We start from the raw sequence: 24,085 nt of genomic DNA, 5'->3' as shown, positions 1-24,085 counted from the left end.
CGGACCGAGCGGAAGGGCCGCCATGGACGCGCAGCGGAGCGACCACGCCCAGTACCACGAGCACGGCACGACGGCCGAGCGCTGGGCGCGCGGGCAGCTGTTCTTCGAGGCCGAGGAGTACACGACGGCCGCCCGCGTCCTGGTCACCGTGGCCGCGGAGGCGCCGGAGCAGCTCGCGCCCCGGCTGCTGCTGGCCCGCGCCTACTACCACTCCGCGCAGCTCTCGCGCGCCGAGCGCGAGCTGCGCGCCATCCTGGAGCGGTGGCCGGTGGAGGACTACGCCCGGCTCATGCTGGGCCGCACCCTGGAGCGGGCCGGGAGGGCCGAGGAGGCCCGTCCGCACCTGCGGCTGGCGGCCGCGATGGCGGGCGAGTTCCCGCAGTGAGGCGCCCTCCGGCCCCGCGTGTGCGGGGCCGGGGGGCCGTCTCGGCTAGCCTGGGTTCCATATGAACCGCCTGACCACGCCTTTCGGCTCCTACGAACTCACCCGCTTCCCCATCGACCCGCGCGACCGGCTCCGGGCCTGGGACGCCGCCGACGAGTACCTGCTGCGCCACCTCGACGCCGGTACCGGCGAGCGCGGCCCGGTGGACCTGGCCGGCGCCGGGCAGATCACGGTGGTCGGCGACCACTGGGGGGCGCTGACGACGGCCCTGGCCGCGTACCGCCCCACGCAGATCACCGACTCCTCGCTGGCCCGCGCCGCCACCGAGGCGAACCTGGACCGGGCCGGCATCGGCACCTCGAAGTCCACGGTGACCCTGCTGACCACGCGGGACGCGCCGCCCGCGCGGATCGACGTCCTGCTGGTGCGGGTGCCGAAGAGCCTGGCGCTGCTGGAGGACCAGCTGTACCGGCTGGCCCCGCACGTGCACGCGGGCACGGTGGTCGTGGGCGCCGGCATGGTCAAGGAGATCCACACCTCGACCCTGCGCCTCTTCGAGAAGATCCTCGGGCCGACGAAGACGTCGCTGGCGGAGAAGAAGGCCCGGCTGATCTTCTGCACGCCCGGCACCCCGGGCGCGGCCCGTCCGGAGAGCGCCGGACCGTGGCCGCTGACGTACACGGTGGACGAGGACGGCGGCTCGGGCGCCGGGCTGACCGTGGTCAACCACGCCGGGATCTTCTGCGCGGACCGGCTGGACGTCGGCACCCGCTTCTTCCTCCAGAGCATCCCGACCAACACCGACGGGGCCCGGGTCGTGGACCTGGGCTGCGGCAACGGCGTCGTCGGCACGGCGGTCGCGGTCGCCGACCCGGACGCCGCGGTCGTCTTCACCGACGAGTCGTACCAGGCGGTCGCCTCGGCGCGGGCCACCTACGAGGCCAACGTCGGCCCGGGCCGGCGGACGGCTGAGTTCCACGTCGGTGACGGGGTGGCGATGCTGGATCCGGGTTCGGTGGACCTGGTGCTGTGCAACCCGCCGTTCCACTCCCACCAGGCGACGACGGACGCGACGGCGCTGCGCATGTTCGCGCAGTCCCGCAAGGTGCTGCGCACGGGCGGGGAGCTGTGGGTGGTGGCCAACCGGCACATGGGGTACCACACGCACCTGCAACGGCTGTTCGGCAACTGCGAAGTCGCCGCGAGCGAGCCGAAGTTCGTGGTCCTGCGGGCGGTCAAGCGCGAGGCCCGTCAGCGCCAGGTGTGACCCATGTGACCAGCCAGTACGTCCTACACTCGGCCGCGTGAGCACCGGGGCACAGAAGGACCGCGCGAGCGGGGAGCGGCGCTACCGCCGGGAGGACGTGGCCGCGGCGGCGGGCGTCAGGGTACGCAACCTGCGCTACTACCAGGAGCGCGGGCTGCTGCCCCCGCCGCGCCGCGAGGGGCGGATCGCCTGGTACTCCGACGACCACCTGACCCGGCTGCGGCTGATCAGCGACCTGCTGGGGCGCGGTTACACGGTCAACGGCATCGCGGAGCTGCTGGCGGCCTGGGAGCACGGCGGCGGCCTGTCCCAACTGCTGGGCCTGGAGCGCGAGATGACCCGGGACTGGGTGCAGGAGGAGCCGGTCGCGATGACCCGGGCCGAGCTGCGCGAGCTGTTCGGCCCGGCGGCTTCGCCCGGGGACACCCGGCGGGCGGCCGAGCTGGGCTACGTACGGCTGGACGGGGACCTGGTCACGTATCCGAGCCGGCGGCTGCTGGAGGCCACGGTGGCGCTGGTGCGGCAGGGGGTGCCGCTGGCGGAGATCCTGGACGCGGGCGATTTCCTCCAGGTGCAGGCGGCCGCGCTCGCGGACCGGTTCGTCGCGCTGTTCCGGCGGCACGTGATCGGCCCCGATGGACTGGAGCGACTTTCGGCTAGCCAACTGGATCACATCCGGGACGCGGTGACGGCCCTGCGTCCGGTGGCGGGCGAGGTCGTGGCCGCCGAGTTCGCGCGGGCGATGGCGCGGCGGGTGGAGGCGGAGGTCGCCGAACTGCTGCGTACGGAGCAGTAGGAGTCGGCCGAAAGGGTGCGGTCCCGCAACCTTGCCAACCACCATTGGCACTCTTACATTCAACTCGTCGGTAACAAAGGTGCACAGCCGAGATAAGGGACGATCTCATGGCAGATACACCGAACTTATCCGGGCCGCCCGGCGGGGAAAGCGCTCCCACGGACGCCGCGGGCAGGGACGAGGGCCGGGTCCGCTGGCGCCGTTTCGCCCTGCTGACGGTGCCCGCGGTGGCGGTGACCGCGGGGCTCGGCATCGCCCTCGCGCAAGGGGCGCTCGCCGCCTCGTTCGCCGTGTCGGGGCAGCAGTTCAAGGTGTCGGCGAAGAGCCTGGAGGGCGAGGGCTTCGCCCAGTACGGCAGCGTCGACGTCAACGCGCGCAACGAGCTCATCCCGGTGGCGGTCACCGCCATCAAGGAGGCCAAGCTGCACAGCCTCTGCCAGTCGGTGGTCACGACCCTCCCCCTCGTCGGGGACATCTCGCTCAACCTGACGGCGGGCGACAAGGACGCGGTCGAGGCCAGCAACCTGTTCGTGGACGCGACCCAGCTCTCCGGTGACGCGGTCTTCTCCAACATCGAGATCGGCCGCGACGCCTCCACCCTCGACAAGGGCCCGGCCGAAGCGGTGGGCATGCAGGACCTGTTCGCCCAGCAGGCGGACACGGTCAACATCAGCAACCTCCACCAGACGGCGTGGGCGACCAACGCCGGCACCTTCAAGCTGTCCGGGCTGAACATGAACATCAGCAAGGGCAAGAAGGAATGCTTCTGAGCCGCTGGCGGCGGTGGCGGCGCGCGCGGCCCTTCTGGGGCGGGCTCTTCGCGATCCTGGCCGGTGCCTGGATCTGCGTCCTGCCGCTCGCACCGCTGAAGATCATGCTCCAGCAGGGGGTGGCGGGCATCCCGTCGGTCCTGATGGGGATCATCATGATCGTCCTCGGTCTCACCGCCTGGTTCTCCCCCCGGCAGCGCTCCCTCGCCGGGGTCCTCACCACGCTGATCGCCACTGCCTCGCTGGTCCTGTCGAACCTCGGCGGGTTCCTCATCGGCACCCTGCTCGGCATCCTCGGCGGCGGGCTGATGTTCGCCTGGCAGCCCGGCGCCCGCCCTTCGCGCAAGCGCCACTCCGGGAAGACCGCCGGGGACCCCGTGAACCCCGGGGACCCCGTACACCCCATGGATCCCGGGGACCCCACCACCCCCACCCCGCACCACGATCCCCAAGGAGCACAGCCATGAGCCGTACGCGTACCGCTCTCGCCCTCGGGATGGCGGCCGCGGCCGCCCTGACGGTGGCCTCGGCCTCCGCCACCGCCGCGCCGTTACCGCTGGCCGGGTCGACCACCGTCACCCCGGCCGGGCACGCCTTCAAGGCCACCCTCAGCGGGAAGGCCACCCTCAAGGCCGGTTCGGTCACGGTGACCTGCTCGGTCTCCGTCTCCACCGGTACGGTGCCGGCCGCCCCCGGCAACCACAACGCGGCCGGGCCCGTCTCCTCGCCCATCTCGCCGCCGACCTACAGCTCGTGCACGGCGAGCCTGCCGGGGGTCACCCCGACGGTCACCACCAGTGGCGCCTGGGCGGTGTCGATGCAGAACGGCTCGCCCGTCACGGCCACCATGACGGTGCCGACCGGCGGACTCGTCCTGCACACCACCGGCCTGGCCACCTGCACGGTCACCGCCGCCCCGACCGGTCCGGCGTCGGTCGCGGGCAGCTGGGCCAACGGCGCACCGTCGGGCCTGACGTTCACCAACGCCTCGGTCCCGGTCACGGTCACCGGCGGCTTCGGCTGCCCCACGAGCGCGACCTTCTCGACCTTCAGCGCCGTGTACAAGGTCACCGACACCACCGACCCGGCGCAGCAGATCACCGTCACCTCCTGACCACGGTCAGGGTGGCGCCCCCGGCGCCCCCACCGCCCCGCCGCCCCGGACCTGCCGGGCGCGGTGGGGCGCGTGCGCGTCCAGCGGCGGGGCGCGGAAAACGCGTTGCCCGGGGTCGCGCGGGTACGCGAAGCTCGACGGCATGTCACACAGCACCTCACAACGACCGGCGGACGCCTACGCGGACGCCGAAGCGGACACGGACGCCGACCCCGACACCGACGCCGACACGAGCGCCGGCCAGAGCCGGCGCGGCGTCCAGGACCTCTTCTCCGGTGGCCGGCTCGTCGCGATCCCGCGCAAGGCCGCCCGGCGCGAGCAGCTCCTCGTCCACCTCGCCGAGTCCCTCTTCGCGACGGACCGCGCGTACACCGAGCCCGAGGTGAACGACGCCCTGCGCACCGTCCACGAGGACTGCTCCGCGCTGCGGCGCTACCTGATCACCTCGGGCCTGCTCGCCCGGACCCGTGACGGCGCCAGCTACCGGCGGGCGACGACCACCCGGTAGTGCGTCGTCAGCCGCCCGTCCTCGCCGATCACGTGGAAGGCGACGGCGGGCGGCTCGTCGAGGTGGACGTGGTGGCCGGGATCCGTCGCCGCCTCCCAGGGGAGCCGGAGGGTTGAGGTCACTCCGGGCGCCACCAGCAGCGGGCGGCCCGCGAAGGTGGTCACGGCCGCGGTGTGCGCGTGTCCGCACAGGAACGCCAGCAGGTGCGGGTGGCGGTCCGCGAGGGCGGCGAGCCGCTCCTCACCGAACTGCCTGATCCCGTCGACGTACGGGGTGTGCAGCGCGACGGGCGGGTGGTGGAAGGCCACCAGCACCGGGACCCCGTGCGGGGTCCCGGTGAGGATGCCGTCGAGCCAGGCGAGCGTCGCGTCCGACAGCCGGCCGTGGTCCTCGCCGGGTACGGAGGAATCGCACACGGCCAGCACGAAGCCCTCGCCGCGCAGCACCTGGTCCACCGGCTCGGCCGACGCGCCTTCCTCGCCCAGCAGCACCCGGCGGAACGCGACGCGCTCGTCGTGGTTGCCGGGGCAGAGCACCGACGGGTGGCGGGTGGTGAGCGCCTTGCGCGCCTCCTCGTACTCGGCCGCGGTCCCGCGGTCGGCGATGTCGCCGCTGACGAGCACCGCGTCCAGGTCGTACGGGAGCCCGTCCAGGTACTCCATGACGGCGCGGGTGCGCTCGGCGGCCCGGTCGCCGCCGTCGAGGTGGACGTCACTGACATGCGCGATCACGATCACGGGCGGGGCTCCTTCGCCTCGGGGCGGGTACCGGGCCCATTCAACAGGGCCCGCCGGAGCGGACGTTGCCCACCCACCCCACCCGGCCCGCGCCGCTCCGGTCCGGGCCGGGGCCGCGCGGGCGGCGATCCGGGCTCGGCCCGAGCCCCGCACCCCGACCGCCCCCGCCCCCGCGCTACCCGCGATAGGTCTCCAGCAGCCGCAGCCACACCTCGCTGACCGTGGGGAACGCCGGAACCGCGTGCCACAGCCGGCTGATCGGCACCTCCCCCACCACCGCGACGGTCGCCGCGTGGACCAGCTCGGCGGCGCCCGCGCCCACGAAGGTGGCGCCCAGGATCACCTCCCGTTCGAGGTCGACGACCAGCCGGGCCCGCCCCCGGTACCCCTCGGCGAAGAGCCCAGCGCCGGAGACCCGGCCCAGGTCGTAGTCGACGGCGCGCACCCGGTGCCCGGCCCGCTCCGCCTCGGCCAGGGTGAGGCCCACCGCGGCGGCCTCCGGATCGGTGAAGACGGCCTGCGGTACGGCCTCGGTGTCGGCGGTGGCCGCGTGCGCGCCCCAGCGGCCGGTGTCGGGCTCGGTGCCGGCCGCGCGGGCGGCGATGGCGGCGCCCGCGATCCGGGCCTGGTACTTGCCCTGGTGGGTCAGCAGCGCGCGGTGGTTGACGTCCCCGACCGCGTACAGCCAGTCGTGGCCGGGGACCCGGCAGCTCTCGTCGACGCCGATCCAGCCGCCCGGGGTGAGCCCGACCGTGTCGAGCCCGATGTCGTCCGTGCGCGGCTCCCGGCCGGTCGCCATCAGCAGCTCGTCGCCCTCCAGGGTCTCGCCGCCCTCCAGCACCACCGTCACCGGGCCCGTCGAGCCGTCGCGCACGACCGCCTCGACGGACACCCCGGTGCGCACCACGGCCCCGGCCTCGGTCAGCGCCTCGGCGACCAGCTCGCCCGCGAAGGGTTCCATGCGGGGCAACAGCCCGGAATCCCGTACGAGGACGGTCACCCGCGAGCCGAGGGCCTGCCAGGCGGTGGCCATCTCGGCGGCCACCACGGAGCCGCCCACGATCAGCAGCCGCTCGGGCGCGTGGCGCGCGGACGTGGCCTCGCGGCTGGTCCACGGGCGGGCTCCGGCGAGGCCCGGCACGTCCGGGATCACCGCGCGCGTGCCGGTCGCCACCACCACCGCCTGCCGGGCGGAGAGCACGTGGTGCTCCCCCTCGGGGCTGGTCACGGCGACCTTGCGAATGCCGTAGAGACGCCCGTGGCCCCGGTAGAGATGGACCCCGACGGAATCCAGCCAGTCGATCTGGCCGTCGTCCTTCCAGTGGCTCGTCCACTCGTCGCGGTGCGCGAACACCGCCTCCGCGTCGAGCGGGCCCTGGGCCGCGCCCGCCAGCCCCGGCACCCGGCGCGCCTCGGACCGGGCCAGCGCCGGGCGCAGCAGGGCCTTGCTGGGGATGCAGGCCCAGTACGAGCACTCCCCGCCGACGAGCTCGCTCTCGACCAGCGCCGTGCTCAGCCCGGCGGCGCGGGTCCGGTCGGCGATGTTCTCGCCGGCCGGGCCCCCGCCGAGCACCACTACGTCATATTCCACCGCTTCAGTCATGCGGACCAGTGTCACCGCAGGCCGGGGGCGGTGTCCCGCAATCTCAGGCTTCCGGCGTGCCGGAGGCGCCCGGCCCCTCCTGCGTAGCGGAGCGCGGCGCCGAAGCGGCGATCTTCGCGCGGACCTCGTCCATGTCCAGGGCGCGGGCCTGCCCGATCAGATCGGTCAGTGCCGCTTCCGGCAGGGCCCCGGGCTGGGCGAAGATGGCCACCTGCTCGCGGACGATCATCAGGGTCGGGATCGAGGTGATCTCGAACGCCGCGGCCAGCTCCTGCTGGGCCTCGGTGTCGACCTTGGCGAAGACGAGGTCGGGGTTGGCCTCGGCGGCCTTCTCGTAGACCGGGGCGAACTGGAGGCAGGGGCGGCACCAGCCCGCCCAGAAGTCGATCAGGACGAACGGGTTCTCGCTGACCGTCCGGTCGAAGTTCTCTTTGGTGAGCTCGACTGTAGCCACGGTTTCCAGACCTCCTGTGTGCTGCGTGTGCTTCGTCAACGATCGGCCGGTCCGTCGCATTCCGCCGCCGGGAGCGGGCCGGCCGGCGGCCTAGAAGGGGTGGGCCGGTGGGGTGGTGCGAGCCGTGGTCCAGCGCAGTTCGGTGAAGGCGTCGAGGTTGGCCTCGCCGCCGAAGCGGGCGCCGGTGCCGGAGGCGCCGACCCCGCCGAAGGGGGCGACCGCCTCGTCGTTCACGGTCTGGTCGTTGACGTGGACGATCCCGGTCGGAATGCGTTCGGCCAGCTCCAGGCCGTGCGCCGCGTCGCCGGTGACGATGCCCAGGGAGAGCCCGTACGGGCCGGCGCAGGCCAGCTCGACCGCCTCGTCCTCCGTCGCGAAGGAGCGTACGGGGGCCACCGGGCCGAAGACCTCCTCGCAGTAGGCGGGGGTGTCGTCGGCGACGCCCGCGAGCACGGTCGGCCGGTAGAAGAGGTCGCGGTGGGTGCCGCCGGCGAGGAGCTTGGCGCCCTGTTCGAGACTGGCCTCGACCAGGCCGTGCACCCGCTCCAGCTGGGTCCGGTCGAGCAGCGGGCCGAGGTGCACGGGCTCGCGGTACGGGTCCCCGACGGCCAGGGCCTCGGCGCGTGCGGCGAGCCGCTCGACGTACTCGTCGTAGAGGGACGCGTGGACGAGGTGGCGTCCGGCGGTCATGCAGATCTGGCCCTGGTGGAAGAAGGAGCCCCAGGAGGCCTGGGCGACGGCGGCCTCGACGTCCGCGTCGGCGAGCACGACGAGGGCAGAGTTGCCACCCAACTCCAGGTGTGCCCGGGTGAGGTGACGGCCCGCCAGTTCCGCGACGGAGCGGCCGGCGGCGGTGGATCCGGTGAAGGACACCACGCGCACGCGCGGGTCGGCCACCACCGCCGCCCCCGTCCGCGCCCCGCCGGGCAGTACGTGCAGCAGCCCGGCGGGCAGTCCGGCGGCGGCGAACACGGCGGCCAGGGCCAGGCCCCCGCAGACGGCAGTGCGGTGGTCGGGCTTCAGCAGGACGGCGTTGCCGAGGGCGAGCGCGGGCGCCACGGAGCGGATCGAGAGGATGAGCGGGGCGTTGAAGGGGGCGATGACCCCGACCACGCCCGCCGGTATGCGCCGGGTGAAGGAGAGCCGGGGCGCCTCGCTGGGCAGCACCTGCCCGGCCGGGCGGGAGGCCAGCGCGGCGGCCTCGTAGCACTCCTGGGCGGCGACGTGCAGCTCGAAGTCCGCCTTCCCGGGGATCGAGCCCGACTCCCGGACCAGCCAGTCGCGCAGTTCGGCGGCGTGCGCGGCGAACAGGTCCCCGGCGCGGCGCAGGACGGCCGCCCGCTCCAGGTGCCCGGCCCGCGCCCAGTCGCGCTGCGCGGACCGGGCGCGTACGGCGGCCTCCGCCACGTCGGCGGGGGCCGCGAGGTCGAGCGTGGCCAGGGTACGGCCGGTCGCGGGTTCGACGACAGCGGCCGTACCGCCGGTGAGGGTGGGTCCGTCCTGCCAGAGGGTCGGATCGAGCAGCGGCATGACGCGGGGCCTCCGGAGGGGTGGGCGGGGCGGGGAGCGGCAGCACGCGCCATCGTGCCAGACCGGGGGCGGCACCACTGTTCAGTTATTGGGCAGTTGAGGGGAGCCGGTGACCGGAATTGATCGACTTCCGGGCACCGGCCGGGTGGTGTGCGTCCTCAGCGCTCCAGGACCAGCGCGATGCCCTGTCCGACGCCGATGCACAGCGCCGCCATGCCGGTGCCGGATCCCGCCGCCGCCAGCTGGTGCGCGACCGAGCCGGCGAGCCGGGCGCCCGAGGCGCCGAGCGGGTGGCCGAGGGCGAGGGCGCCGCCACGCGGGTTGACGACGGCCGGGTCCAGCTCGGGCCAGGCTTCGAGGCAGCCCAGCGCCTGGGCGGCGAAGGCCTCGTTCAGCTCCATGACGGAGAGGTCGGCGAGCCGGCGGCCCGCCCTGGACAGCGCCCGCGCGACGGCGTCGACCGGTCCGAGGCCGAAGAGCTGTGGCTCGATGCCGGTGACGGCGCTGACGCCGATCCGGGCCAGCGGCTCCCGGCCGGTGGCGGCCAGTCCCGCCTCGTCGGTGAGCAGGAGGGCGGCGGCGCCGTCGTTGAGGGGCGAGGCGTTGCCGGCGGTGACCGTGCCCGAACCGTCGCTGCGGAAGGCGGGCTTGAGGCGGGCCAGCGACTCGGGGGTGGAGCCCTCGCGGATGGACTCGTCGCGGGTGAGGTCCGTACCGGGGTACGGCACGACCTCGTCGTCGTACAGGCCGGCGGTCCAGGCGGCGGCGGCCTTGCGGTGGCTCTCCAGCGCGAACCGGTCCTGCGCCTCGCGGCTGATGCCGTGCTTCTCCGCGATCAGTTCGGCGCCCTCGCCGAGGGAACCGGTCCACTCGGCGGGCATGCGCGGGTTGGTCATCCGCCAGCCGAGGGTGGTCGACCACATCTGCTGGTGCCCGGCGGGGAAGGCCCGTTCGGGCTTCTGCACCACCCAGGGGGCACGGGTCATCGATTCGACGCCGCCCGCGATGGCGATCGAGGCGTCGCCGAGCGCGATGGCGCGGGCCGCCTGGATCACGGCTTCGAGCCCCGATCCGCACAGCCGGTTGACGGTCACACCGGGCACGGTCACCGGCAGCCCGGCCAGCAGCACCGCCATGCGGGCCACGTCGCGGTTGTCCTCGCCGGCGCCGTTGGCGTCGCCGAAGACGACGTCGTCGATGCGGGCCGGGTCGAGGCCGGGCGTACGGTCCACCAGCGCGCGCACCACATGGGCGGCCAGGTCGTCCGGCCGGACCCCGGCGAGGGCACCGCCGAACTTGCCGATCGGGGTGCGGACGGCGTCGACGACGTACACGTCGCGGACGGTGCGGATGCTCATGGGGTCTCTCCTGGGCGGATCCGTACGGGCGAAGACTCGGCGACGGCGGGGTGGGCCGCCGGTACGACTCCCCGGGCGGGCCGCCGCGGCTGCCCGGGGCGGGCCGGCCGTGCGGCTGCCCGGGGTGGACTGCCGTTTGGCTGCCCGGGCTGGGCCGCCGTGCGACTGCCCGGGGTGGGCCGCCCTACGACTGCCCGGGATGGGACGCCGTTGGGCTGCCCCGGGGTGGGCCGCCTGTAGGGTGCCGGGTGCGCCCGGTGGGGCGCGCCCGCAGTCTCCGTCGTCGCGTCGCCGCCTGTCAACGGCCCCCGGCCGCGCACCGGGGGCGGGGCCGCTGCCGCCCGTGCCGGGCGCGGCGCCTGCCCGGCTCCCTCCGGCCCGCGTGGCCCCGGTGGGGTCCGGGCGGGCGCCGTCAGGTGGACTCGCGGTGGAGGGGCGTCGCTGCCATCAGGTCGTGCCGGCGGGTGATCCGCGTCGGTTCGCGCACCGCCCGGTCCACGAGGGCGGCCATGTGGTCGCCCGAGGGCAGTTCGATCCGGACCGTGCTCAGCCGGGGCCGCAGCAGCCGCCCCAGGAGCAGGTCGTCGGCGCCGATGACGGCCACGTCCTCGGGGATCCGCAGGCCCTCGTCCTGCAGGGCCCGCATCAGCAGCATCGCGTACTCGTCGTTGTACGCGAACACCCCGTCCAGGCCCAGCGAGCGCCACCGGGCGGCCAGCGCGGCCGCGGACTCCTCCGTGTAGGCCATCTCCAGCGCCCGGACCCGCGCGCCCGGCACGCCCTCGGCCCCGGCCAGGCGGGGCGCGGAGAACAGGTCCAGGCCCTCCTCGCGCGGGACGATCACGCCGATCCGGCGGCGGCCCCGTTCGACGAGGTGGGCGGCGGCCCGCGCGCCGACCTCCGACTGGTCCATCACGAGCGCGTGCGCCCCCGGTACCGCGTCCGGGCCCAGGGTGATCACCGCGCGGGCCCCGGCCCGCGTCAGGGTGGCCACGTTGGACGCGGACAGGGTGGTCTCCCCCAGCGATATCACCGCCACCGGGCGCAGTTCGGCCCAGGCCCGCGCGGCCTCGTCACCGGTCAGGCCGAGGCTGCCGTACTGCACCACCGTGTAATCCAGGCGGCGCAGGGCCCACTGGAGTTCGTTCAGGAAGGCGCTGTAGAGCGGGCCCGCCGGTACGGGCAAGGCGGGCAGCAGCACGATCCGGGTGTGCCCGGCGCGCAGGGTGCGGGCGGCCGCGTGCGGGACGTAACCCAGTTCCTCGGCGGCCTCGCGGACCTTGCGGCGCGTCGGCTCGCTGATGCGTACGGCCTCGGCGTTGTTCAGCACGTACGAGACCGTCGCGCGCGAGACGCCCGCCAGGCGGGCGACATCGGCGCTGGTCGGCGGGTTCGATGAGTCAGACATGGCCGTGGCATCTTTCCAGACCGGTCGCTCCCCGGGTCTGGCGGATGGCCGGAAACCAGTGCTACACAGTGGTTACACGCTTCACTGACACGTGTAACCACCGCAACAGCGGTGCGGCCCACGGCGTCACCTTTCCCTGCGCACGAGGTGTCGCCGCACGCGTCGACGTCCGCGCCCAGCCGTGCCGCCGCCCCGCCGCTCCCACCGCACCCCGCCGCCGCGACGGGGTGGCGCGCACCCCCTCGTCCGCTCACCTCCGCTGCCCAGGAGGGCACCGTGGCCCTTTCCCCCGCCGACGCCGGCGCCACCGCCACCACCCCCGACGCCTCCCCCGCACCCGCCCCCACCAGCGGTCTGCTCCCGCTGCTGCTCGTCGGCAACACCGCGATGTACGCGCTCTACATCGGCGTCGCCGGCATCCTGCTCGCGCTCCAGGTCGAGGAGATCGACCCGGCCCACAAGGTGGCCAACTTCGGCCTGATCGCAGGGGTTTCGGCGGTCTTCGCGACGCTCTTCAACCCGCTCGCCAGCGCGCTGTCCGACCGCAGCGGCCGGCGCAACCCGTGGATCCTCGGCGGCGGCCTCGCGGCGGTGCCCGCGATGTTCCTGCTCGGATACGCCGACACCGTCCTGCTCATCACGATCGCCTGGTGCCTCGGCCAGGCCGTGATGAACGTCTACCAGGCCGCCCTGACCTCCGTCGTCCCCGACCGGGTGCCCGTGAGCGCCCGGGGCAAGGCCTCGGCGGCGGTGGGCCTGGGCCTGCCCTTCGGCTCCACCCTGGGCGCGCTGGCGGGCGCCGCCTTCTGCGACGACTACCGCACCGGCTACCTCGTCTTCGGCGCCCTGGTGGCGGCCTCGGCGGTGCTGTTCACCGCCTGCGCCCGGGAGCGGCGCCTCCCGGCCCGCCCGCCCCTGCCGGTCCGCGCCCAGCTGGCGGCCTTCACCGGGGCCCTGCGGGACCACGACTTCCGCTGGGCGTTCATCGGGCGGGCGCTGCTGGTCCTCGGCTACTTCGCGGTGAGCGGCTACCAGCTGTGCATCCTCCAGGACCACACCGTGCTGCCGGACGGGCTGGAGCCGCAGGCCGCGGTGGCCCTGCTGATGCCGCTGACGAGCGTGGCGATGGTGGTCTCCACCGTCCTCGGCGGCTACCTGTCGGACCGGCTGGACCGCCGCAAGCTGTTCGTCGGCGCCTCGGCGCTGCTGTCGGCGGTCGCGCTCGCGATCCCGGCCATGTCGACGAGCTGGGCGGCGATGCTGGCCTTCTCCGCCGTCAACGGACTGGCGTTCGGCTGCTACATGGCGGTGGACACCGCGCTCGTGACGATGGTGCTGCCCAAGGCCGAGGACGCGGCGCGGGACATGGGCGTGCTCAACGTCGCGAACGCCGGACCCCAGATCGTCGCGCCCTTCATCGCCTCGCTGATCGTCTCGGTGAGCGGCGGGTACACGGCGCTGTTCCTCGTCGCCGCGGTCCTGGCGGTGGCGGGGGCGCTGGCCGTCCGTCCGATCCGCGGGGTCCGCTGAACCCCCGCTTCCCCCGGCAGAGGGGCGGATCCGGACCGGTCCGGCCCTTCCGGATACCCCCGCTCCCCCTTACCGTCGGCACTACCGACCGGTAGGGGGACGTCCGATGACGGGCTCGGCGCATGCGTACGGTTCGACGCGGCCTGCGGGCGCCGGCGGCCCCTCCGGCCCGCACGGGGCCGCCGGACTAGGGGAGACGGCAGCCGCCCTTGCCGAAGGGGCGTGCACGGCCCGCCAGTTGACGGAGCGCTCCCTGGAGCGGATCGAAGCCACCCAAGCCTCCCTCAACGCCTTCCGGATCGTCCGCGCCGACGCGGCCCTGGCCGAGGCGGACGCGGCGGACGCGCGGCTGGCCCGCGGCGAGCGGCTGCCGCTGCTGGGCGTACCGGTCGCCGTCAAGGACGACATGGACGTCGCCGGGGAGCCCACGGCCTTCGGCTGCGCGGGAACGTTCCCGCCGAAGGCCGCCGACAGCGAGGCGGTACGCCGACTGCGCGCGGCCGGGGCCGTCATCGTCGGCAAGACGCAGACGCCCGAGCTGGGCCAGTGGCCCTTCACCGAGGGGCCCGCCTTCGGCACGACCCGCAACCCCTGGAACCCGGCCCACACGCCCGGCGGTTCCTCCGGCGGGTCGGCCGCCGCCGTGGCGGCCGGTCTGGTCCCGGCGGCCCTCGGCTCCGACGGGGCGGGTTCGGTGCGCATCCCCGCCGCCTGGACCCACCTGGTGGGGATCAAGCCGCAGCGCGGGCGGATCTCGACCTGGCCGGAGCCGGAGGCCTTCCACGGGCTCACGGTCAACGGCGTGCTGGCCCGTACGGTGGCGGACGCCGCGCTGCTCCTGGACGCGGCGGCCGGTCCGGCGCCGGGCGACCGGTACCGGCCGGCCCTCCTCTTCGCCGTCGCCGCGGCCGGCCGCTCGCCGGGCCGGCTGCGGATCGCGCTGTCCTTCGGCACGGCGTTCACCGCCTCGGCCACGCCCCCGGACCCGGTGGTCCGTTCGGCGGTGGAGCGGCTGGCCGGGCGGCTGGAGGCGCTGGGCCACGAGGTGGTGCCGGAGGACCCGCGCTACGGCCCGATCGGGCCGCTCTTCGTACCGCGCGCGACGGCCGGGGTGCGGGAGCTGGCGGCGCGGGTCCCGGACGCGGCCCTGCTGGATCCCCGGACGCACGGGGCGGCCCGGACGGGACGGCTGCTGGGCGGGGTGGCGCTGCGGCTCTCGCGGCGGGCGGAGGGGCTGCTGCGGCGCCGGGTCGGGGAGCTGTTCGGCCGCTTCGACGTGGTGCTGACGCCGACGACGGCCACCCCGCCGCTGCGCATCGGCGCGCTGGCCGGGCTGTCGGCGCTGGCCACGGACCGGGCGATGATCGCGGCGTGCCCGTACGCCTGGACCTGGAACGTGCTGGGCTGGCCGGGCGTCGGCGTCCCGGCGGGGTTCACCCCGGACGGGCTGCCGCTGGGCGCCCAGTTGCTCGGTCCGGAGAACGGCGAACCGAGGCTGCTGGCCCTGGCGGCGCAACTGGAGGCGGCGGAGGGCTGGGCGGACCACTGGCCGCCGGGAGCGTTCACCGGGGGGTGAGGTCCGACGGGCAGGGGGCGTAGGGGGCGCGGTCGGCCGGATCTGCTCCTCCGTGACCGCCGACACCGTGTGTAATGTCACATGGCATGTCGCTTCGCACATCACCTCCCCCGTCCCGTCCCGCGTCGTTCTTACGCCGCGCCGCCCTCGCCGCCGCCCTCCTCGGCGTCACCGCCGTCCTCCCGCCCGCCACCGCCCACGCTGACACCGCCCCGGACTGCCGGGGCGCCGTCGCCGCAGAGCCGGTGCCCGCGCCGGATCCGGAGCAGAGCCGCCTCGCGGATCCCCGTACGGCCGAGTTCCCCGAACGGGCCGGACTCGACGGCTTCGTACGCCGCTTCCCGGCCGCCCTGTGCACCGCGCGCGACCCCGCCGAGGCGGGGCGGCTCCTCGACGCGTGGGGCGAGGCGCTGTGGCGGGCCGCCGTGGACCGGGCGCAGGGCCGGCGTCCCGTCGGGGACCTGGCCGCCGGTGACGACCGGCCGCTGTACTGGGCCCGGCTGGCGATGACGGTGCGGCTCGCCCGCTGGCAGCCGGCGTTCCCGGTGGACCGGGCGGCCCTGAAGTCCCGGTTCGAGGACGCCTCGCGCGGCCTGACCTCCAACGAGTTCCGCGCCGCCCCGGGCGTCCGGCGGATCTTCGTCAGCGGGTTCGACCCCTTCGGGCTGGACGCCGAACTGCGCCGGGCCAACCCGTCCGGCTCGGCCGCCCTCCAGCTCAACGGCCGCCGTACGACGCTGGCCGACGGGACCGTGGCCGAGTTCCGGGCGGTCGTCCTGCCCGTGCGCTACGCCGACTTCGACGCCGGGATCGTCGAGCGCGCCTACGGGCCCCGGCTGGCGGCGGGCCCGCGCTCCGCCGACATGATCACCAGCATCAGCCAGGGCTACCCCGGGCTGTTCACCCTGGAGGCCTGGGCGGGCCGGGCCCGTTCGGCGGACCCGTACCCGGACAACGCGAACGCCCTCTCGGGCGGTACGTACGACCACCCCGTCACGGCGCCGGGGATGGGCCCGGGCGCCGAGTTCCTGCGGACGAGCCTGCCGACCGACGCCATGACCGCCGTCCAGGCGCCCTATCCCGTACGCCTGAACACCGCCGTCACCGAGATCCCGGCCGGGCAGTCGACGCCGGTCGACCGGGAGGACGGCCCGACCCCGGGCTCGCGCGCCGTCGAGGGCGGAGGCGGCGGCTACCTCTCCAACGAGGTGGCCTACCGGTCCAACCGGCTGCGGCTGGAGCTCCGTCCGGGCCTGCCGGGCGGACACCTCCACACGCCGGTCCTGACCGGCCTGCCCACCGACCCCGCCCGGCTGACGGGGGCCGACTTCGACCGCAACGAGGCCGATATCACGGGCGAGGTGCTGGCCGTCCTGCGCTCCTCTACCGCAGGGCGCTGAAGGCCTTCGTGAAGGCCAGCGGCTGCTGGAGGACCGAACTACAGGTGGGGTCCGCGTAATTGACCGCGCCGGCCGCGCACTGCTTGTCGCGGGCTCCGGACCACATGGCGAGGCGGCCGACGCCCTTGGCCTGCGCGAACTCCACCAGCCGGGTGGCGTCCGCGACCGTGAAGACCTCGGTCGCCACGTCGTTGACGCCGATCATCGGGGTCACGGCCACGGCCTTCCAGGCGGCCTGCTCGGAGAGTCCGAGCACGCCCTTGAGCTGCGCCTGCGTCGCGGTCGCCGCCTGGACGGCGTACTCCCCCATGTTCCCGGAGTACGCCGGGCCGTAGTCCATCGCCATGATGTTGACGGAGTCGATCCGTACGCCGTTCTTGCGGGCGTCGGCCAGCAGGGCCACGCCCGGCTGGGTCAGCCCCTCGGGCATCACGGGCAGGGTGAAGGCCACGTCCAGGCCGGGACGGGACTTCTGCAACCGGGCTATGGCCTGGGCGCGGCGGCTGTTGGCGGCGGTGTCCGGCAGGGCGGCGCCCTCGATGTCGAAGTCGACCTTGGTGAGCCGGTACTGGTCGATGACCTTCCCGTACGCCGCCGCGAGGTCGTCGGCGCTCGCGCAGTTCAGGGCCAGTTCGCGGCCGGAGGCGCCGCCGAAGGAGACGCGTACGTCGCCGCCCCGGGCGCGCAGCGCGCCGATCTGCGCGGCCACCTTGTCGCCCGCCAGGTCGGTGACGCCGCCCCACAGCGGGGAGCAGCCGCCGCCCGAGGTGACGAAGGCGAGGTGGAACTCCCGTACGCCGGTACGGGTCGCGGTGTCGAGGAGGTCGTAGGCGGGGTAGAGCGAGGTGTCGACGTACGGGGCGAAACGCGTCCCGGTGCCCGGGGCGGGCGCGGGCGCCGGGGCGGTGGCCGTGGCGGTCGCGGTCGGCGTCGGGGCCGTGCTCCGGGTGGGGGCGGCCGTGGGCGCCGTCGGCGTGGGGGCCGGGCTGCCGGCCGGCCGGCCGCCGGGCTGCGGGGTGACACCCTGGTCGACGGAGCACTTCACGCCGTTGATCAGGCACGCGGTGGGAGTGGCAGCGCCGGCGGCGCCGCTCGCGACGAACCCGACGGTGACGGACGCCCCGGGTGCCAGCGTGCGGTTCCAGGCGGCGGGCCGGACGGTGACGTGCCGCCCGTCGACGGTGTGGGTGCCGTTCCAGAGGGAGTCGATCTTGACCCCGGCGGGCAGGTCGAAGCGGAGCGTCCAGTCCGGCTGGGCCTCGGCGGTGTTGTTGGTGAGGACGTACTGGCCCGTGTAGCCGCCGGTCCAGGAGCTGGCGGTGGTGTACACGGCACCGACCGAGGTGGCCTGGGCGATCCCGGTGAACGCGAACGCCGCGCCGCCGATCACCGCCGCCGCCACGATCGCTCCCGTGGCCTTCGCCCTGCCGCTGGTCCTGCGGCGGTGACCGACTGTGCTGCCCATCGCGTGCCTGCCTCTGCTGTTCTTCGGGGAGTTGGGGTGCGGCAGACGCTAGCCGCAGCCCATCGGACATTCGTCCGTTCCCGGGTCACCTCGGCGAACCTTAGGTTCCGCTTAAGGAAGCGATCGGAAGGCGTTAAGCCTCGGCGCGGAGAACCCCCGGCCCGCCGGGGCGACTAGGCCGCGCGCGGCCTAGTAATCTGCGTGCGATGACGGCACTTTCGCAGTACGGGAACGGTCACGTCGAGCAGCCCGGACGGGACGGTTCCACCGCCACCGCCGAGGCCGATCCGCGCGCCATCGGCCCCGTGCGCACCGAGTACGCGCCCGATCCGGACGGGGATCCCGACCCCGGGGAGATCGTCTGGACCTGGGTCCCCTTCGAGGAGAACGACGGGCGGGGCAAGGACCGCCCGGTGCTGGTGGTGGCGCGGGAGGCGGGCGGGCACACGCTGCTCGCCGTGCAGCTCTCCAGCAAGCGCCACGACGCCGACCGGGAGTGGGTGGCGATCGGTTCCGGGCCCTGGGACGGCGCCGGGCGGGAGTCCTGGGTGGACCTGGACCGGGTGCTGCGGGTGCACGAGTCGGGCATGCGCCGCGAGGCGTGCGCGCTGGACCGGGTCCGGTTCCGGCTGGTGACCGACCGCCTGCGCGCACGCTACGGCTGGCAGTAGCCGCATACGACGCGCTCCGGGGCCGCCGCCTGTCACACCGTACGGTGGGCGGTAGTGGGTACGACGCGATCCCGGCCCGCCGCCCGCTACGGCCGGCGGTAGCCGCGTACGGCCGCGCTCCCGGCCCGGCCGGCCCCCGGTCAGGCCGGGAAGGCCCGGGCGAAGGCCTCGCGGGGGGCCGGGTCGCGGTCCAGGACGCCGAACGCGACCTCCTCGAACGTGCCCGCGAAACGGCCGGTCAGCAGCCCGCGGAAGGCCTCCGCCACCTGCGCCGGGTCGTTGCGGAACACCCCGCACCCCCACGCCCCGAGCACGAGCCGCCCGTAACCGTGCAGGGCGGCCACCTCCAGCACCCGTTCGGCCCGCCGGGCGAGGGCGCCGGGGATCTCGTGGGCGCGGCCGGGCTCCTGGCGGCGGATCGTGCCTGCGTTCGGAGCCGGGGAGGTGAGGAAACCGGCCCGGAACGGGGTCTCCAGCAGCTCGCCCCGGTCGTCGCGGAAGACCGGTACCCCGGGCGAGTGAATCACCCGGTCGGTGTAGAAGGTGCTCTTCCCCGCGCGGTGCGTCTCGTAGTACTCCGGGGCCTCCAGGAGGGTCTCGTACAGGGCCGAGGCCCGGCACAGCGCCTCCTCCTGCGCCTTGGCCCCCCGCACGTACCCGCCCCCGGGATTGCGGGCCGAGGCGTAGTTCAGGACGGCGACCGGGCCGCGGGCGGCGAGGCGGCGCGCGGCGACCGTGCTGCTCTCCCCGGTGACCTCGAAAACGGTCCGGTGCGTTCCACCGACGGCCGCTCCGTCTGGAATGACCGGGTTGGGCCCATATAGTCTGGTTCCGGCCTTGGCTTCCGCCAGGTCGGCGGCGAGGGAGATCCGCCGTCCCGTCCGCGTCCGGTACCCACCGGTCGCCAGGATCGCCGCGTTCTCCCGCGCGACCTCACGCAATCTGCTGCTCACCGCGCCATCTTGGGGCGCGCGCAGCATCGGCGGCAAAGGAATTGTTGCTCCGGGCACGGGTAGGCACGGGTGACATCACGGCCGACGACAGGAGACGAGGTTCCGGTCATGACCGAGGACGTACCCGCTCCACCCGCGCGGGATTCCGCCCATCCGCCGCTGACCGAGGGCGGCGCCGAGGACCTGGTCCACGGCATCTGCTTCAAGACCGGCCCGCCCCGGCTGCTCGGCGCCGAACTGGAGTGGCTGGTGCTCGACGCCGAGCGGCCGTGGCTGCCGCTCGCGCCCGAGCGGCTGACCGCGGCGCACGAGGCGGCCCGGGCACTGCCTCTGCGCTCCTGCGTCACGGTGGAGCCGGGCGGCCAGCTGGAGCTCAGTTCCGCCCCTGCCGCCTCCCTCACCGACTGCGTCGACTGGCTCCAGGCCGACCTGGACGCGGTCCGCGGCGCCCTGGGCGAGCGCGGCCTGGTGCTGCGCGGCCTCGGCCGGGATCCGCGCCGGCCGCTGCGCCGGCTGCTGGCGAGTCCCCGCTACGACGCCATGGAGCGCTACTTCGACCGGACCGGCCCCGCCGGGCGCGCCATGATGCGTTCCTCCGCCTCCGTGCAGGTCTGCGTGGACGCCGGGCAGGAGGAGCCCGGCCCGCTCGGGTACGGCCGCCGCTGGCGGATGGCGCACCTGCTGGGCGCCGTCCTGGTGGCCGCCTTCGCCAACTCCCCCGGGGACGAGGGCTCGCACCGGGGCTGGCGGTGCGCGCGGCAGGGCATCTGGAACGACCTTGACCCGCACCGCTCCCTCGCGCCGCCGCTGGACGGCGACCCCCGGGCCGCCTGGACCCGGCACGCGCTGGACACCGAGGTGATGTGCGTACGGGCGCCCGGCAACGGGTGCTGGGAGGTGCCGCGCGGGCTGACCTTCCGCGACTGGGTGCGCACCGGCGGTGCCCGCCACGGTCTGCGCCCGCCCACCGCCGACGACCTGGACTACCACCTCACCACGCTCTTCCCGCCCGTCCGGCCGCGCGGCCACCTGGAGCTGCGGATGATCGACGCGCAGCCCGGCGAGGACGGCTGGCTGGTCCCGACGGCCGTCACGCACGCCCTCTTCGACGACCCGGAGGCCGCCGAGACCGCCTACCGGGCGGTCAAGGCCCTGGGTGACGCGTACGGGACCGCGCGCGCCCCGCGCAACGCCCTGTGGCGGACCGCGGCCCGGGCCGGACTGGCCGATCCGGAGCTGCGCACGGCCGCCACCGCCTGTTTCCGGGCGGCGGCCGAGGCGTTGCCCCGGCTCGGCGCGAGCACGCGCGTGCAGGAGAGCGTGGACGGCTTCACCGATCGCTACGTACGGCGCGGCCGCTGTCCGGCCGACGACGCCGGGGAACACGAACCGCTCCGGCGCCCCGCCGGGAAGGGACAGCGCCCGTGACCACCGAGACCCACCCCGAGACCCCCGCCGAGACCGGCACCGAGCGGCTGCGCGAGCGGGCCGCCGCCGCCCTGACCGCCGCCCGGGCGCGCACGGCCGCGCTGACCGACGCCGTGGACGACCGGGACCTGACCGCGCAGCACTCCCCGCTGATGTCGCCGCTGGTCTGGGACCTGGCGCACATCGGCAACATGGAGGAGCTCTGGCTGCTGCGGAACGTGGCCGGCCGGCCGTCGATGCGTCCCGAGATCGACCCGCTGTACGACGCCTTCGAGCACCCCCGCGCCGAACGGCCGAAGCTGCCCCTGCTGGGCCCGGCCGAGGCGCGCGGTTACACGGCCGAGGTCCGCGGACGCGTCTTCGACCTGCTGGAGCGCACCCCGCTGGAGGGCACGGCCCTGCTCGACGGGGGCTACGTCTTCGGCATGATCGCCCAGCACGAACAGCAGCACGACGAAACGATGCTGATCACCCACCAGCTCCGGGCGGGCGCCCCGGTGCTGACCGCGCCGGACCCCGATCCGCCGCAGGGCCCACCCCCGGCCGCGGCCGAAGTCCTGGTGCCCGGCGGCCCGTTCACCATGGGCACCTCCGTCGAGCCCTGGTCGCTGGACAACGAGCGGCCGGCGCACTCGCGCGAGGTCCCGGCCTTCCTGATCGACACGGCTCCGGTGACCAACGGCGCGTACCAGGCCTTCATGGCCGACGGCGGCTACCGCGAGCGCCGCTGGTGGGCCGCCGAGGGCTGGGACCAGATCCGCGGGCACGACATCACGGCCCCGCTGTTCTGGCACCACGAGGCCGGCCAGTGGCTGCGCCGCCGTTTCGGGGTGACCGAGCCGGTGCCCGCCGACGAGCCGGTGCTCCACGTCAGCTGGTACGAGGCGGACGCGTACGCCCGCTGGGCCGGCCGGCGGCTGCCCACGGAGGCGGAGTGGGAGAAGGCCGCCCGCCACGACCCGGCGACCGGCCGCTCCCGCCGCTACCCCTGGGGCGACGCCGACCCCACGCCCGCGCACGCCAACCTGGGCCAGCGCCACCTGCGCCCCGCCCCCGCGGGCGCCTACCCGGCCGGAGCCTCCCCGCTCGGGGTGCGCCAGTTGATCGGCGACGTGTGGGAGTGGACGGCCTCGGACTTCCTGCCCTACCCGGGGTTCCGCGCCTTCCCGTACCGCGAGTACTCGGAGGTGTTCTTCGGGCCGGAGCACAAGGTGCTGCGCGGCGGCTCGTTCGCGGTGGACCAGGTGGCCTGCCGGGGCACCTTCCGCAACTGGGACCTGCCGGTGCGGCGGCAGATCTTCTCCGGCTTCCGCACCGCGAGGGACGCCTGATGTGCCGTCACCTCGCCTACGTGGGGCCGCCGATACCCCTGGGGCGGCTGCTCGCCGACCCCGAGCACGGCCTCGTGCGGCAGTCCTGGGCACCGCGCCGCCAGCGGCACGGCACCGTCAACGCGGACGGCTTCGGCGTCGGCTGGTACGCCGAGGGCGATCCGGTCCCGGCGCGCTACCGGCGGGCCCGCCCGCTCTGGGGCGACCCGGGCTTCACGGACCTCGCCCGCGTGGTGCGCAGCGGGGCGTTCCTGGCCGCCGTGCGCGACGCCACCCTCGCCGGGCCCGACGGGGAGGCGGCCGCGGCGCCGTTCGCCTCCGGGCCCTGGCTGTTCAGCCACAACGGCGCCCTGCGGGACTGGCCGGACGCGGTGGCGGAACTCGCCGCCGGCCTGCCGCCCCGGGAACTGCTCCAGGCCGTCGCGAGCACGGATTCGGCGTTCGTCTGGGCGCTGGTGCAGCATCGGCTGCGGCAGGGCGACGACCTGGGCACCGCCCTGGCGGAGCCGGTGCGCGAGCTGGCCGGGGCCGCTCCCGGATCCCGGCTGAACCTGCTGCTCACCGACGGCACGGCCATCGCCGCGACCGCCTGGGGGGACTCGCTTTGGTACCTCGCCGATCCGTCCGCGCAGCGGGTGGTGGTGGCCTCGGAGCCCTACGACGACGATCCACGCTGGTGCGAAGTGCCCGACCGGACCCTGCTGACCGCCACGCCCGCCCGGGTCGCCCTGACCCCCCTCAAGGAGACCGCTCCGTGAACGACTTCCAGTTGACCCGGACCCTCGACGAGCACGCCGCCGAGGCGGCGCTGCGCACCGACGTGCTGAGCGGGCTGACCCGCTTCCCGAAGGAGCTGCCGCCGAAGTGGTTCTACGACGCCCGGGGCAGTGAACTCTTCGAGGAGATCACCCGGTTGCCCGAGTACTACCCGACGCGCGCCGAGCGGGAGATCCTGCTGGAACGGGCCCAGGAGATCGCGGCGGTGACCGGGGCGCGCACCCTCGTGGAGCTCGGCTCGGGCTCCTCGGAGAAGACCCGGCACCTGATCGAGGCGCTGCCCGCGCTGGAGACGTACGTACCGGTGGACGTGAGCGAGAGCGCGCTGAGCGGTGCGGCCCAGTCCCTGCTGGCCGATCATCCGGGGCTGCGGGTGCACGCGCTGCTCGCGGACTTCACGCGGCCGCTGCGGCTGCCGGAGTCGGCCGGGCCGCGCCTGGTGGTGTTCCTGGGCGGCACGGTCGGGAACCTGCTGCCGCCCGAGCGGGCCGCCTTCCTGGCGTCCGTACGGGCCATGCTGTCGCCGGGGGACGCCCTGCTGATGGGGACGGACCTGGTCAAGGACGAGGCCGTGCTGGTGGCGGCGTACGACGACGCCCAGGGCGTGACGGCGGAGTTCAACCGGAACGTGCTCGCGGTGATCGACCGGGAGCTGGGGGCGGACTTCCACACCGCCGACTTCGCGCACGTGGCGGTGTGGAACCGGGAGCACGAGTGGATCGAGATGCGGCTGCGGGCCCGGCGGGCGGTGACGGTGAAGGTCCGGGCGCTGGACCTGGCCGTCCCGTTCGAGGAGGGCGAGGAGATCCTGACGGAGGTCTCGGCGAAGTTCCGTCAGGAGGGGGTCCGCAGGGAACTGGCCGAGGCGGGGCTGGAGTTGTCCCACTGGTGGACGGACGCGGCGGGACGCTTCGCGCTGTCCCTGTCGGTGGCGGACGGCGTGACGGGGCCCGGCGCCGGCTGACGCGCCGGGGCCGAGGGGCGCTGCTGCGCGGGCAGGCCCGCCAGCGGGTGCCACTCGCGC

The 24,085-nt window shown here is 74.9% G+C and carries 23 protein-coding genes; 15 read left to right on the top strand and 8 right to left on the bottom strand.

Annotation, left to right across the window (positions count from 1 at the left end; all coding sequences use genetic code 11):
- Positions 1-22 precede the first annotated feature (22 nt).
- The 7 genes from ACZ6ZT_RS00825 to ACZ6ZT_RS00795 all read left to right on the top strand — a co-directional run bounded on the left by ACZ6ZT_RS00825 (position 23) and on the right by ACZ6ZT_RS00795 (position 4,840).
- Positions 23-385: a tetratricopeptide repeat protein gene (locus ACZ6ZT_RS00825; protein WP_469714243.1), complete on the top strand. Its 363-nt coding sequence runs from the start codon at positions 23-25 to the stop codon at positions 383-385.
- A gap of 70 nt (positions 386-455) precedes the next feature.
- Positions 456-1,652 carry a methyltransferase gene (locus ACZ6ZT_RS00820; protein WP_469714995.1) on the top strand — a complete coding sequence of 399 codons (1,197 nt, stop codon included), beginning with the start codon at positions 456-458 and terminating at the stop codon, positions 1,650-1,652.
- Between the two features lie 37 nt (positions 1,653-1,689).
- Complete coding sequence (locus ACZ6ZT_RS00815) at positions 1,690-2,448, top strand: MerR family transcriptional regulator (protein WP_469714241.1); 759 nt, start codon at positions 1,690-1,692, stop codon at positions 2,446-2,448.
- 107 nt (positions 2,449-2,555) lie between these two features.
- A complete protein-coding gene (locus tag ACZ6ZT_RS00810) occupies positions 2,556-3,218 on the top strand; it encodes a DUF6230 family protein (RefSeq protein ID WP_469714240.1) in 663 nt (220 codons plus the stop codon).
- The gene (locus ACZ6ZT_RS00805) at positions 3,209-3,685 is read left to right on the top strand and encodes a DUF6114 domain-containing protein (RefSeq protein ID WP_469714238.1); all 477 of its coding nucleotides are present in this window, start codon (positions 3,209-3,211) and stop codon (positions 3,683-3,685) included. The genes ACZ6ZT_RS00810 and ACZ6ZT_RS00805 overlap by 10 nt, the downstream gene beginning before the upstream one ends.
- Positions 3,682-4,332, top strand: coding sequence for a hypothetical protein (locus ACZ6ZT_RS00800; RefSeq protein ID WP_469714236.1), 651 nt, complete (start codon positions 3,682-3,684; stop codon positions 4,330-4,332). The genes ACZ6ZT_RS00805 and ACZ6ZT_RS00800 overlap by 4 nt, the downstream gene beginning before the upstream one ends.
- Positions 4,333-4,624: 292 nt before the next feature.
- Positions 4,625-4,840 carry a DUF2087 domain-containing protein gene (locus tag ACZ6ZT_RS00795; protein ID WP_469714993.1) on the top strand — a complete coding sequence of 72 codons (216 nt, stop codon included), beginning with the start codon at positions 4,625-4,627 and terminating at the stop codon, positions 4,838-4,840.
- Here ACZ6ZT_RS00795 and ACZ6ZT_RS00790 read toward each other — a convergent pair.
- The 6 genes from ACZ6ZT_RS00790 to ACZ6ZT_RS00765 form a co-directional block, all read right to left on the bottom strand.
- Positions 4,813-5,577: a metallophosphoesterase gene (locus tag ACZ6ZT_RS00790; RefSeq protein WP_469714234.1), complete on the bottom strand. Its 765-nt coding sequence runs from the start codon at positions 5,575-5,577 to the stop codon at positions 4,813-4,815. The genes ACZ6ZT_RS00795 and ACZ6ZT_RS00790 overlap by 28 nt on opposite strands.
- Before the next feature lie 175 nt (positions 5,578-5,752).
- Positions 5,753-7,180 (bottom strand): dihydrolipoyl dehydrogenase family protein, encoded by a 1,428-nt coding sequence (locus ACZ6ZT_RS00785; protein ID WP_469714231.1) that lies wholly within the window; start codon positions 7,178-7,180, stop codon positions 5,753-5,755.
- 43 nt (positions 7,181-7,223) lie between these two features.
- Entirely contained in the window at positions 7,224-7,634 is a 411-nt protein-coding gene (locus tag ACZ6ZT_RS00780; protein ID WP_469714229.1) for a thioredoxin family protein, read from the bottom strand.
- A 90-nt stretch (positions 7,635-7,724) separates the two neighbouring features.
- Positions 7,725-9,164, bottom strand: coding sequence for an aldehyde dehydrogenase family protein (locus ACZ6ZT_RS00775; protein ID WP_469714225.1), 1,440 nt, complete (start codon positions 9,162-9,164; stop codon positions 7,725-7,727).
- Between the two features lie 158 nt (positions 9,165-9,322).
- A complete protein-coding gene (locus ACZ6ZT_RS00770; RefSeq protein ID WP_469714223.1) occupies positions 9,323-10,522 on the bottom strand; it encodes a thiolase family protein in 1,200 nt (399 codons plus the stop codon).
- Between the two features lie 412 nt (positions 10,523-10,934).
- On the bottom strand, positions 10,935-11,930 hold the full coding sequence (locus ACZ6ZT_RS00765) for a LacI family DNA-binding transcriptional regulator (RefSeq protein WP_469714220.1): 996 nt from the start codon (positions 11,928-11,930) through the stop codon (positions 10,935-10,937).
- 276 nt (positions 11,931-12,206) lie between these two features.
- On the opposite strand from ACZ6ZT_RS00765, the gene ACZ6ZT_RS00760 reads away from it, so the two are divergent.
- From ACZ6ZT_RS00760 to ACZ6ZT_RS00750, 3 genes are all read left to right on the top strand, one after another.
- The gene (locus ACZ6ZT_RS00760; protein ID WP_469714217.1) at positions 12,207-13,460 is read left to right on the top strand and encodes an MFS transporter; all 1,254 of its coding nucleotides are present in this window, start codon (positions 12,207-12,209) and stop codon (positions 13,458-13,460) included.
- A gap of 106 nt (positions 13,461-13,566) precedes the next feature.
- Positions 13,567-15,036 (top strand): amidase, encoded by a 1,470-nt coding sequence (locus tag ACZ6ZT_RS00755; protein ID WP_469714215.1) that lies wholly within the window; start codon positions 13,567-13,569, stop codon positions 15,034-15,036.
- An 86-nt stretch (positions 15,037-15,122) separates the two neighbouring features.
- Entirely contained in the window at positions 15,123-16,436 is a 1,314-nt protein-coding gene (locus ACZ6ZT_RS00750; RefSeq protein WP_469714213.1) for a pyroglutamyl peptidase, read from the top strand.
- Here ACZ6ZT_RS00750 and ACZ6ZT_RS00745 read toward each other — a convergent pair.
- Complete coding sequence (locus ACZ6ZT_RS00745) at positions 16,420-17,901, bottom strand: glycoside hydrolase family 18 protein (RefSeq protein WP_469714212.1); 1,482 nt, start codon at positions 17,899-17,901, stop codon at positions 16,420-16,422. The genes ACZ6ZT_RS00750 and ACZ6ZT_RS00745 overlap by 17 nt on opposite strands.
- 206 nt (positions 17,902-18,107) lie before the next feature.
- Here ACZ6ZT_RS00745 and ACZ6ZT_RS00740 point away from each other — a divergent pair, with 206 nt between their 5' ends.
- The gene (locus tag ACZ6ZT_RS00740; RefSeq protein ID WP_469714209.1) at positions 18,108-18,572 is read left to right on the top strand and encodes a type II toxin-antitoxin system PemK/MazF family toxin; all 465 of its coding nucleotides are present in this window, start codon (positions 18,108-18,110) and stop codon (positions 18,570-18,572) included.
- Between the two features lie 140 nt (positions 18,573-18,712).
- On the opposite strand, the gene ACZ6ZT_RS00735 is transcribed toward ACZ6ZT_RS00740, so the two are convergent.
- On the bottom strand, positions 18,713-19,525 hold the full coding sequence (locus ACZ6ZT_RS00735; protein ID WP_469714207.1) for a TIGR02452 family protein: 813 nt from the start codon (positions 19,523-19,525) through the stop codon (positions 18,713-18,715).
- A gap of 108 nt (positions 19,526-19,633) precedes the next feature.
- On the opposite strand from ACZ6ZT_RS00735, the gene egtA reads away from it, so the two are divergent.
- The 4 genes from egtA to egtD are packed head-to-tail and all read left to right on the top strand — an operon-like array spanning position 19,634 to position 24,025.
- Positions 19,634-20,953 (top strand): ergothioneine biosynthesis glutamate--cysteine ligase EgtA, encoded by a 1,320-nt coding sequence (gene egtA / locus ACZ6ZT_RS00730; RefSeq protein WP_469714205.1) that lies wholly within the window; start codon positions 19,634-19,636, stop codon positions 20,951-20,953.
- The gene (gene egtB, locus ACZ6ZT_RS00725) at positions 20,950-22,284 is read left to right on the top strand and encodes an ergothioneine biosynthesis protein EgtB (protein WP_469714203.1); all 1,335 of its coding nucleotides are present in this window, start codon (positions 20,950-20,952) and stop codon (positions 22,282-22,284) included. The genes egtA and egtB overlap by 4 nt, the downstream gene beginning before the upstream one ends.
- Complete coding sequence (gene egtC / locus ACZ6ZT_RS00720; protein ID WP_469714200.1) at positions 22,284-23,042, top strand: ergothioneine biosynthesis protein EgtC; 759 nt, start codon at positions 22,284-22,286, stop codon at positions 23,040-23,042. The genes egtB and egtC overlap by 1 nt, the downstream gene beginning before the upstream one ends.
- On the top strand, positions 23,039-24,025 hold the full coding sequence (gene egtD, locus ACZ6ZT_RS00715) for an L-histidine N(alpha)-methyltransferase (protein WP_469714198.1): 987 nt from the start codon (positions 23,039-23,041) through the stop codon (positions 24,023-24,025). Before egtC ends, egtD begins: the two co-directional genes overlap by 4 nt.
- Positions 24,026-24,085 lie beyond the last annotated feature (60 nt).

This window comes from Streptomyces sp. NPDC102258 (assembly GCF_055584685.1).
This window is presented reverse-complemented; position numbering and strand designations above follow the sequence as displayed.

Bases quoted from the DNA above. Each gene is read 5' to 3' on its own strand.
- ACZ6ZT_RS00755 (WP_469714215.1), top strand. From the start codon at position 13,567: ATGACGGGCTCGGCGCATGCGTACGGTTCGACGCGGCCTGCGGGCGCC.
- ACZ6ZT_RS00785 (WP_469714231.1), bottom strand. From the start codon at position 7,180: ATGACTGAAGCGGTGGAATATGACGTAGTGGTGCTCGGCGGGGGCCCG.
- ACZ6ZT_RS00775 (WP_469714225.1), bottom strand. From the start codon at position 9,164: ATGCCGCTGCTCGATCCGACCCTCTGGCAGGACGGACCCACCCTCACC.
- ACZ6ZT_RS00750 (WP_469714213.1), top strand. From the start codon at position 15,123: ATGTCGCTTCGCACATCACCTCCCCCGTCCCGTCCCGCGTCGTTCTTA.
- ACZ6ZT_RS00765 (WP_469714220.1), bottom strand. From the start codon at position 11,930: ATGTCTGACTCATCGAACCCGCCGACCAGCGCCGATGTCGCCCGCCTG.
- ACZ6ZT_RS00810 (WP_469714240.1), top strand. From the start codon at position 2,556: ATGGCAGATACACCGAACTTATCCGGGCCGCCCGGCGGGGAAAGCGCT.
- ACZ6ZT_RS00740 (WP_469714209.1), top strand. From the start codon at position 18,108: ATGACGGCACTTTCGCAGTACGGGAACGGTCACGTCGAGCAGCCCGGA.
- egtC (WP_469714200.1), top strand. From the start codon at position 22,284: ATGTGCCGTCACCTCGCCTACGTGGGGCCGCCGATACCCCTGGGGCGG.
- ACZ6ZT_RS00770 (WP_469714223.1), bottom strand. From the start codon at position 10,522: ATGAGCATCCGCACCGTCCGCGACGTGTACGTCGTCGACGCCGTCCGC.
- ACZ6ZT_RS00825 (WP_469714243.1), top strand. From the start codon at position 23: ATGGACGCGCAGCGGAGCGACCACGCCCAGTACCACGAGCACGGCACG.
- ACZ6ZT_RS00745 (WP_469714212.1), bottom strand. From the start codon at position 17,901: ATGGGCAGCACAGTCGGTCACCGCCGCAGGACCAGCGGCAGGGCGAAG.
- ACZ6ZT_RS00805 (WP_469714238.1), top strand. From the start codon at position 3,209: ATGCTTCTGAGCCGCTGGCGGCGGTGGCGGCGCGCGCGGCCCTTCTGG.
- ACZ6ZT_RS00800 (WP_469714236.1), top strand. From the start codon at position 3,682: ATGAGCCGTACGCGTACCGCTCTCGCCCTCGGGATGGCGGCCGCGGCC.
- egtA (WP_469714205.1), top strand. From the start codon at position 19,634: ATGACCGAGGACGTACCCGCTCCACCCGCGCGGGATTCCGCCCATCCG.